Here is a 7,910-nt window from a genome sequence, read left to right as displayed (position 1 = left end):
TCATCACCGCGCCGGTCGGTCCGGTCGGTCTGACCGCCATCGTCATCCGCTCCGGCCCGCCCGGCGCCCCGGCATTGGGCGGCATCATCACCGCGCCGGGCCTGGACATGAGCCAACCGCTGCCCGAATCCCTGACCGGCCTCGCCTCCGGGACCCGCCTCACCGTACGCATCGCCGCCATGGCCCCGCCGGGGCAGAACGCGGTCAGCGGCGGCCAGCCCATTCCCACCGCCACCGCCCAGACCCAATCCGCCGCACCGCCGCCTCCGGCCGGACAGGCCCCCGCGCCGCAGGCGCCGGGCATGCCCCCGGCCACCACGGCGGCGCCGGGCACACCGCCCGCTCCCCAGCCGGAGGCGGCGGTGCGGCGGATTGGGTCTGGGCCGGCCGCGACGCCGGGCGGCCTCCCGGCCGCCACTCCCTCCGCCGCCCCGCCGCCACCGCAGGCCGTGACCATGCCCGGCATCGTGGTATCCCAGCCGGCCGGCGGCGCCGCCCTGGTGCAGAGCCCGGCGGGCATGCTGTCCCTGGACGTCGGCACCCCCCTGCCCATCGGCGGCACGCTGCGCCTGGAGGTGATCGGCCGCCCCCTGCCGCCGCCGCCCATGGCGCCCGCCCCCGGCCCGCCGCAGGGACTGAGCCCCGACGGCTGGCCCACCTTGGATCAGACGGTCGACACCTTGCTGCAATCGGACCGTCAGGCGGCCGAGCAGTTGATGCGGATGATCCCCCAGGCCGGTCCCCGCCTGGCCGCCGCCCTGTCCCTGTTCGCCGGGGCGGTGAGGTCGGGCGATTCCAAGGCTCTGCTCAGCGAGCCGGTGACCCGCGGGCTGGAAAAAGCCGGGCGCAAGGATCTGGCCGACCGGCTGAAAAAAGAGTTCCTCGATCTGGCAGAGGACTCCACCCGGCCCATGGGGCGCGGCGACTGGCAGGCCATCACCCTGCCCTTCGCCCACGGCGCCAACATCGACCCCATCGACCTCTACATCCACCGCCCGCCCAACGACGACGAGGGAGGCGGCAAGAAGGGGGCCGAGCAGCGCTTCATCCTCGACGTGCGCATGAGCGTCCTGGGCCGCATCCAGTTGGACGGGCTGGTGCAAAAGGACATCAAGCGCTTCGACCTGATCGTCCGCACCGCCGAACCGCTGTCCGCCGCCATGTGCCGCGACATCGCCGGCATCTTCGCCGAAGCCGGCCAACTGACCGGCATCAAGGGTCAGGTATCGTTCCAGGCGGGGCGGTCCTTCGTCGACCTGCCGCCGGCCGGAGCCCCGGCAACGCAAATCGTGGTATGATCCCTGCGGTTATTTTCAATCCCCCCGACCGATGGCATAGGCTTTGCTTGAAGAACCCGGCAAACCACAGGCCCCGCAGGCACAGGCGCAAGCATCGTCCGGCATGAATACCATCGCGCGCGATCCCAAAGGCTACTACGCGATCCTCGGTCTCGCCCCGGGGGCGGATTTGGGCGCCATCAAGAGCGCCTACCGGTCCCGCGTCAAAACCGTGCATCCCGACCGCAACGCCTCCAAGCGGGCGCGTGAGGAATTCCAACGGGTTATCGAGGCCTACGGCGTGCTGAAGGACGTGGTGCGGCGGGCCGAGTACGACACCTTCGGCCAGGAAGCCACCCACGACGATGACGACGTGGTGGCCGGCGCCCCCATCGCCTGCTGCGGCTGCGGCGCGCTGACCGCCCAGCCGCGCTATGTGGTCCATCACTGGGTCCGCTCGTATCTGGTGTGGGCAAAAACCGGCACGGTGGAGGGCATTTTTTGCCGGGCATGCGCCGACCGTGCCGCCGTGCGCGCCTCGATCATCACCTGGGCCTGGGGCTGGTGGTCCCTGCCCGGCATCCTTCTCGCCCCCCTGGCCCTGCTCCACAATCTGCTGGGCGGCTCCAAGCCGCGCCACGAGAATGCCAGGGTGCTGATCCGCCAGGGCCGCGCTTTCCTGGGGCGCGGCGATCTGGAACTCGCCCGCTCCCTGGCGCTGCAGGCCCGGCGCTTCGCCCGCCTGCCCGACGACCGCGCCCGGGTCGAGGACCTGCTGCACGCCACCCGCGACATCTCCGACAACCGCCGGCTCAAGACCCGCTGGCGCCTAGGGGGAGGCGTGTTCCTGGCCCAATCCCTGCCGCTGCTGGCCCTGCCCATCACCGTCGGCGTCTTCGCCCTGATCGCCGCCAAGCCGTGGGACATGCCGGTCTCCACCTCGGCCCCCATCGCCATGCTGCCGGCCAAGAGCGGCGAAATCCGCCACGTGGCGGTGGACAGCCTGAAGGTGCGCATGGCGCCGCTGGCCGGCGCGCCGGTGCTGACCCTGCTGGACCGCTTCGCCACCGTCGAGGTCACCGCCGACCCCGCCGATCCGGAATGGGTCAAGGTGCGCACGCCGTCGGGTATCGACGGCTACGTGGAGGCCCGTTCGCTCTATGCCGGATCGGGCGGACGCTTCAAGGAGCAGTGGTGCAGCGAGAACCGGGGGGGACAGCCCGGCGCCGGCGAGATTCTCACCCGCCGGGTCAGCGGCGACCACCGCCTGCTGGTCCACAACGAAGGCCGCCGCGATGGCGTGGTCAAGCTGAAGACCATGGCCGGCAACACGGTGACCGCCTTCTACGTGCCCGCCACCTACCATATCGGCATCGGCGGCATCCCCGAGGGCACCTACCGCATCGAATTCGCCACTGGAACCCGCTATTCGCGGGGCTGCGGCATCTTCATGGACGAGATGCAGGCCTCGGTACTGCCGGTGACGCTGACCTTCAAGTACCAGTCGGCGGGAACGCTGCGCTCGCTGACCCATATCGCCGAGATTTCATTGTCGCCCGCCTCCGACGACCCGGTGCAGCCGCAGCCGCTCTCCGCCGACCGCTTCGCGGCGGATGACTGAGGACCGGCGCCCCTACTTTCCCGCCCGCTTCTTTTCCAGGGTGGCGCGCACCTGCCCCAGTTCGCGGCCCATCTTGCGGATATCGTAAAGCAGGGTTTCCAGCACCAGGATGACCAGATCGGGCGTCTTGCCGATCTGGGATTTCAGCGCCGCCATGGGGATCACCAGGCAGGCGGTTTCCTCGGCGGCCATGGCCGAGGCCATGCGCGGCTCGTTGTCGATCAGGGCCATCTCGCCGAACACGCCGTTGGCGCCGATCTGGCCCAGGGTGACCTTCTGACCGCCCACCGTCTTGAAGATGGTGACCTTGCCGCTTTCCACCACATAGGCCATGTCGCCCGGATCGCCTTCGTTGAAGATGATCTGGCCGGCGTGGAATTTCTTGCGGCCGGTACGTTCCTGGGCGGGCTTGGGCGCCTGAACCACCGGGGCATGGGGCGCGGCGGCGGGACGGGGAGCGGCGACGGCGCCCTTGGGCATCACCAGGGGCAGCGGCTTGGGCAGCGGCGGCGCCACGCGGCGCTCGGCCACGCCGGGCGGCGGGCGCGACAGCAAGCGGCGGTCGGGTCCCTTGAAGCCGGGGGTGCGCACGAAAGCCTTGGGATTGACCAGGGCGTTACGGATACGGCGGAACAGGGAATCCGTGGACATGGGCTTGACCAGGAATTCGTTCACGCCGGCGCCCCGGGCCTGGAACACCACCTCGGTGGCGGATTCGGCGCTCATCATGATGATGGCCACGTCGTCGCAGGACACCATATCCCCGGCCCGGACGAAGCGGGTGAAGTCGATGCCGTCCATGGGAGCCATGTCGTGGTCGACGATGACCAGATGCACCGGCTGCTTGCCCAGGATCTCGATCCCGGTGGGGCCGTCTCCCGCCTCGAGGATGGTCTTGATGCCGAAGGATTGCAGCGCCGTCTTGATGAACGACCGGGCGTAGCGCGAATCGTCGATGATGAGCGCAGTGAGCGGGCTCAGATCGACATCGATGTTCATCCGGACAATCCCCCCTGACGGCTTTCAAGAGGTTAGCCAGGGCGCGGGCATCTGCCAAGCCCTACTGGAGCTTGCCCACCCTTTGAGTCGTTTGCTTGACGGCGGTCAATGAGCGGGTCTATGACCGCTCGGCAGAATGCCTGTCTTGAAAGAGGGCCGCACGTCATGACACAAGCACACGCCAGAGCCGGAACCACACCGGTAACGCCGCCGTTCTCGCCGGTGCTGCTGCTGGGCATGGCCTTGAAGCCGTTCCGCCCGGCGGCGCTGCAGCCGCTGTTCGACGCCATGCTGAAGGTGGTGCGCCGCCGCCACCCCGACATCCTGGAGCGCATGGCCGATTACGGCGACAAGGCGGTGTGCATCGATCCGGTTGACCTGCCCTTCGTCATCTTGCTGGAACCCAACCCCGAAGACCCACGCCTCACCGTCCGCCGCTCCATCGAGCCGGGCGAGGTGGCCGCCACCATCCACGGCCCGCTGGAGATGCTGATCGCGCTCGCCGAGGGCAAGGTGGACGGCGACGCCCTGTTCTTCTCGCGCCGCCTGGTCATCGAGGGCGACACGGAAGTGGTGGTGGCGCTCCGCAACGCCATCGACGGAGCCGGCATCGACCTGATCGAGGACATCAGCCTGGAATTGGGGCCGCTGGCCCGGCCGTTCCGGGGACTGGCCGGCGCGGCCATCGGCCTGATGGGGCGGCTGCGCGAGGATTTCGAGACGCTGCGCAACGCCATCATCGCCCCGGCGGTCAAGGATTCCGCCAACCAGGGGGCGCGCATCGCCCAGTTGGAGGGCGAGTTGAAGCAGTTGCGCAAGGCGGCACGGCGTGGAGGCGTGGCTTAGATGGCTTCGGTCAATTCCCTGGTGCGTCCCGAACTGGTCTGCCCGGCCGGCACCCCGGCGGCGCTGCGAAGCGCCGTGGATGCCGGCGCCGATTGCGTCTATGTGGGCTTCCGCGACGAGACCAACGCGCGCAACTTCCCCGGCCTCAACTTCAATCGCAAGGAACTGGGCGAGGGTATCGCCTACGCCCACGAGCGCGGCGCCAAGGTGCTGGTGGCCATCAACACCTTCCCGCGGGCCGGCAGCCCGGAAATCTGGCATCAGGCGGTGGCCGACGCCGCCCGCCTCGGGGCCGACGCCGCCATCCTGGCCGATATCGGCCTGATCGAGCACGCCCACCGCGCCCATCCCGAGCTGCGGCTGCACCTGTCGGTGCAGGCCGCCGCCTCCAACCCCGACGCCATCCGCTTTTATGCCGAGCGCTTCGGGGTGAGGCGGGTGGTGCTGCCCCGCGTGCTGACCGTCCAGGAGATCGCCGCCGTCAACGCCCGCATCGCGCCGGTGGAGACCGAGGTCTTCGTGTTCGGCGGCCTGTGCGTCATGGCCGAGGGGCGCTGCGCGCTGTCCTCCTACGCCACCGGTCAGTCGCCCAACATGAACGGCGTCTGCTCGCCGGCCGGCGAGGTGCGCTATACCGAGACGGCCCAGGGCATCACCTCGGAGCTGGGCGGCTTCACCATCAACAAGTTTGCCCATGACGAGCCGGCCGGCTACCCCACCTTGTGCAAGGGGCGCTTCATCGCCAAGGACAAGGCCAGCTACCTGTTCGAGGAACCCACCTCGCTCAACACGCTCACCATGCTGCCCGATCTGATCAAGGCCGGGGTGACCGCCTTCAAGATCGAGGGCCGCCAGCGCGGCCGCGCCTATGTGGCCGCCGTGGTCCAGGCCTTCCGTGCCGGCGTCGACGCGGTCATGGCCGGCAGGCCGTTGCCCGACATCGATCTCGACCGCATCACCGAAGGCGGCAAACAAACCACCGGCGCCTACGAGAAAGCCTGGCGATGATGAGCGAGGCGCAGCCGAAGCGCGGGAGCGTTGAGCGACCCGGAGCGCAGCGGAGGAGCCAAGGGCGCGGAGGCGCCCGCCCGGCGTTTGAGGGACATATGTAATGAACACTTCCAAACTCACCCTTGGTCCGGTTCTGTTCAACTGGAAGCCGGAGACGCTCCGCGACTTCTATTTCCGCATGGCCGACGAATCCTGCGTGGACGCCGTCCATGTGGGCGAGGCGGTGTGCTCCAAGCGCACGCCGTTCTTCGAACCCTTCATCCCCGAGGTGATCGAGCGCCTGACCGCCGCCGGCAAGGAAGTGGTGCTGTCGTCGCTCGCCCTGATCATGAGCGACCGCGAAATCGCCCAGGCCCGCGATCTGGCCCAGGCCGAGGGCGTCCTGGTCGAAGCCAACGATATTTCGGTGGCGGCCCTGATGAACGGGCGACCCTTCGTCGCCGGGCCGCTGCTCAACATCTATAACGAGGGCACCCTGGGCACCCTGGCCGCCATGGGCGCCGCCCGCGTCTGCCTGCCGGCCGAACTGTCCGCCGATGCGGTGGCCGCCCTGGCGGCCTCCACCCCCATGGAGGTGGAGGTCCAGGCCTTCGGCCGCCTGCCGCTGGCCATCTCGGCCCGCTGCTACGCCGCGCGGGCCCGCAACCTGTCCAAGGACGGCTGCCAGTACGTCTGCGCCGACGACCCCGACGGCATGGCGGTGGAAACCCTGGACGAGGTGCCTTTCCTGGCGGTCAATGGCACCCAGACCATGTCCTATCACACCATGGACCTGCTGGGCGACGTGGCCGGGCTGGCCGCGCGCGGTATCGGGCGCTTCCGCCTGTGGCCGCAGACCTTCGACATGGTGGCGGTCGCCGCCCTGTTCCGCGCCGTGCTGGCCGGCAAGGCCGACCTGGAAGAGGCCGAGGACCGGCTGGTCGCCCTGTGTCCGGGGGCGGAATTCGCCAACGGCTATATCCATGGCCGTCCCGGCCATCTGTTCGTCGAAGCGGAGGGTTGACCGCCTCTTGTTCACGGGCCCGTAGCCCGGCATACTGGACTCGCCGTAGTTTGGCTTTTCGGGATGGTGGCGCGGCCTTGGGGGACGCCCACCTGGGGTGAGCGACATACATGGCTGATGAAGGCAAGGGCAAGGCGTCCGCTGAGATCGAGGGAGAAATCTCCTTCGAGCACAAGTTTTTCACGTCCTTCGAGGATCTCTATTTCCGTCTGACCGATTCGGGAGAGCCCGTGGCGGTGCTGAAGCTCGCCACCAACGAGGCGGTGCTCGCCTTCGACGGGATCAAGCGTGAATTCGGAATGAAGGAAGACCAGCACGATTTCAAGATGCTGGACAAGGTGGCCGAGGGGCTGCAATTCGTGCGCGGCTTGAGGCCCGGCGACAAGCTGCCCAAGGAAGTCACCACCCGCGAGGCATCGTGGGAGCCCCAGGACCGCCACCGCCGCATCGCCTATCAGCGCCTGACCATGCAGCTGGTCACTTGGCTGACCGGCAACGAGCACGTCATCAGCAACGTGTCCGAACTGGCCCAGGTGGCCGACGACCCCCAGGTCAAGAAGAACGTCCAGCTGGCCTTTACCGAGGCGGCCGAGGAATTGGGCCTGGGCCGCGAGAACCGCGACGAGGTGGTGCGCTACATCGAGACCCTGGCCAAGGAACTGGCCTATATCGAGGCGCTGCGCGACACCTTCGGCGAGGTGCAGAAGATCGACGAGAAGCTGCAGGGCCTGCGCCGTATCTACGGCGCCGACCGCTCCATGATCGACACCACCGATCAGGTGGCGCGCCTGTCGCAGCGGGCGCTGAAGGTCTTTCAGGACTATTTCGACCAGGTGGACGCCCAGACCGGCGAAATCCTGGCCATGCTGAAGAATATCGAGAACCAGATCGGCTATATCCGCCAGGTGCGCGACGCGCTGCACTGCCGCCTGCTGCCCTGGGAGGACTTCATCCAGATCTGGAAGACGGTGTTCGTGGTCCGCTCGGACGAAAACACCAATCGGATCAGGGATATCTACCAGTTCCTGGCGCCCCGCTACATGCAGTTCAACGACTGGGTCCTGGTGACCCGGCGCGGCGCGCAGAAATCAAAACCCCTCGGCGGTCAGATGCGGTGGTAGCAGCTTGACAGGACGGGGCGGTTTGAACATTA

General features: G+C 68.3%; 7 protein-coding genes. 6 read left to right on the top strand and 1 reads right to left on the bottom strand.

Features of this window, described 5'->3' with window-relative positions; translation table 11 throughout:
• A partial coding sequence (locus CP958_RS08045; RefSeq protein ID WP_096701446.1) for a DNA polymerase III occupies positions 1 to 1,298 on the top strand: 1,298 nt, incomplete at its 5' end.
• 103 nt (positions 1,299 to 1,401) lie between these two features.
• A complete protein-coding gene (locus CP958_RS08040) occupies positions 1,402 to 2,898 on the top strand; it encodes a DnaJ domain-containing protein (protein WP_096701445.1) in 1,497 nt (498 codons plus the stop codon).
• Positions 2,899 to 2,910: 12 nt separating this feature from the next.
• On the opposite strand, the gene CP958_RS08035 is transcribed toward CP958_RS08040, so the two are convergent.
• Positions 2,911 to 3,897, bottom strand: coding sequence for a cyclic nucleotide-binding domain-containing protein (locus CP958_RS08035; RefSeq protein WP_096701444.1), 987 nt, complete (start codon positions 3,895 to 3,897; stop codon positions 2,911 to 2,913).
• A 165-nt stretch (positions 3,898 to 4,062) separates the two neighbouring features.
• Here CP958_RS08035 and CP958_RS08030 point away from each other — a divergent pair, with 165 nt between their 5' ends.
• The 4 genes from CP958_RS08030 (at position 4,063) to CP958_RS08010 (ending at position 7,878) form a co-directional block, all read left to right on the top strand.
• Positions 4,063 to 4,743, top strand: coding sequence for an SCP2 sterol-binding domain-containing protein (locus tag CP958_RS08030; RefSeq protein ID WP_096701443.1), 681 nt, complete (start codon positions 4,063 to 4,065; stop codon positions 4,741 to 4,743).
• On the top strand, positions 4,744 to 5,751 hold the full coding sequence (locus CP958_RS08025) for a peptidase U32 family protein (protein ID WP_096701442.1): 1,008 nt from the start codon (positions 4,744 to 4,746) through the stop codon (positions 5,749 to 5,751).
• 103 nt (positions 5,752 to 5,854) lie between these two features.
• Complete coding sequence (locus CP958_RS08015; protein WP_096701441.1) at positions 5,855 to 6,757, top strand: U32 family peptidase; 903 nt, start codon at positions 5,855 to 5,857, stop codon at positions 6,755 to 6,757.
• Positions 6,758 to 6,867: 110 nt separating this feature from the next.
• Positions 6,868 to 7,878: a hypothetical protein gene (locus CP958_RS08010; RefSeq protein ID WP_096701440.1), complete on the top strand. Its 1,011-nt coding sequence runs from the start codon at positions 6,868 to 6,870 to the stop codon at positions 7,876 to 7,878.
• Positions 7,879 to 7,910: the final 32 nt, after the last annotated feature.

This window comes from Magnetospirillum sp. 15-1 (assembly GCF_900184795.1).
Taxonomy (GTDB): domain Bacteria; phylum Pseudomonadota; class Alphaproteobacteria; order Rhodospirillales; family Magnetospirillaceae; genus Phaeospirillum.
Note: the sequence above shows the minus strand (reverse complement) of the source record. Positions and strands in the feature narration are given on the sequence as shown.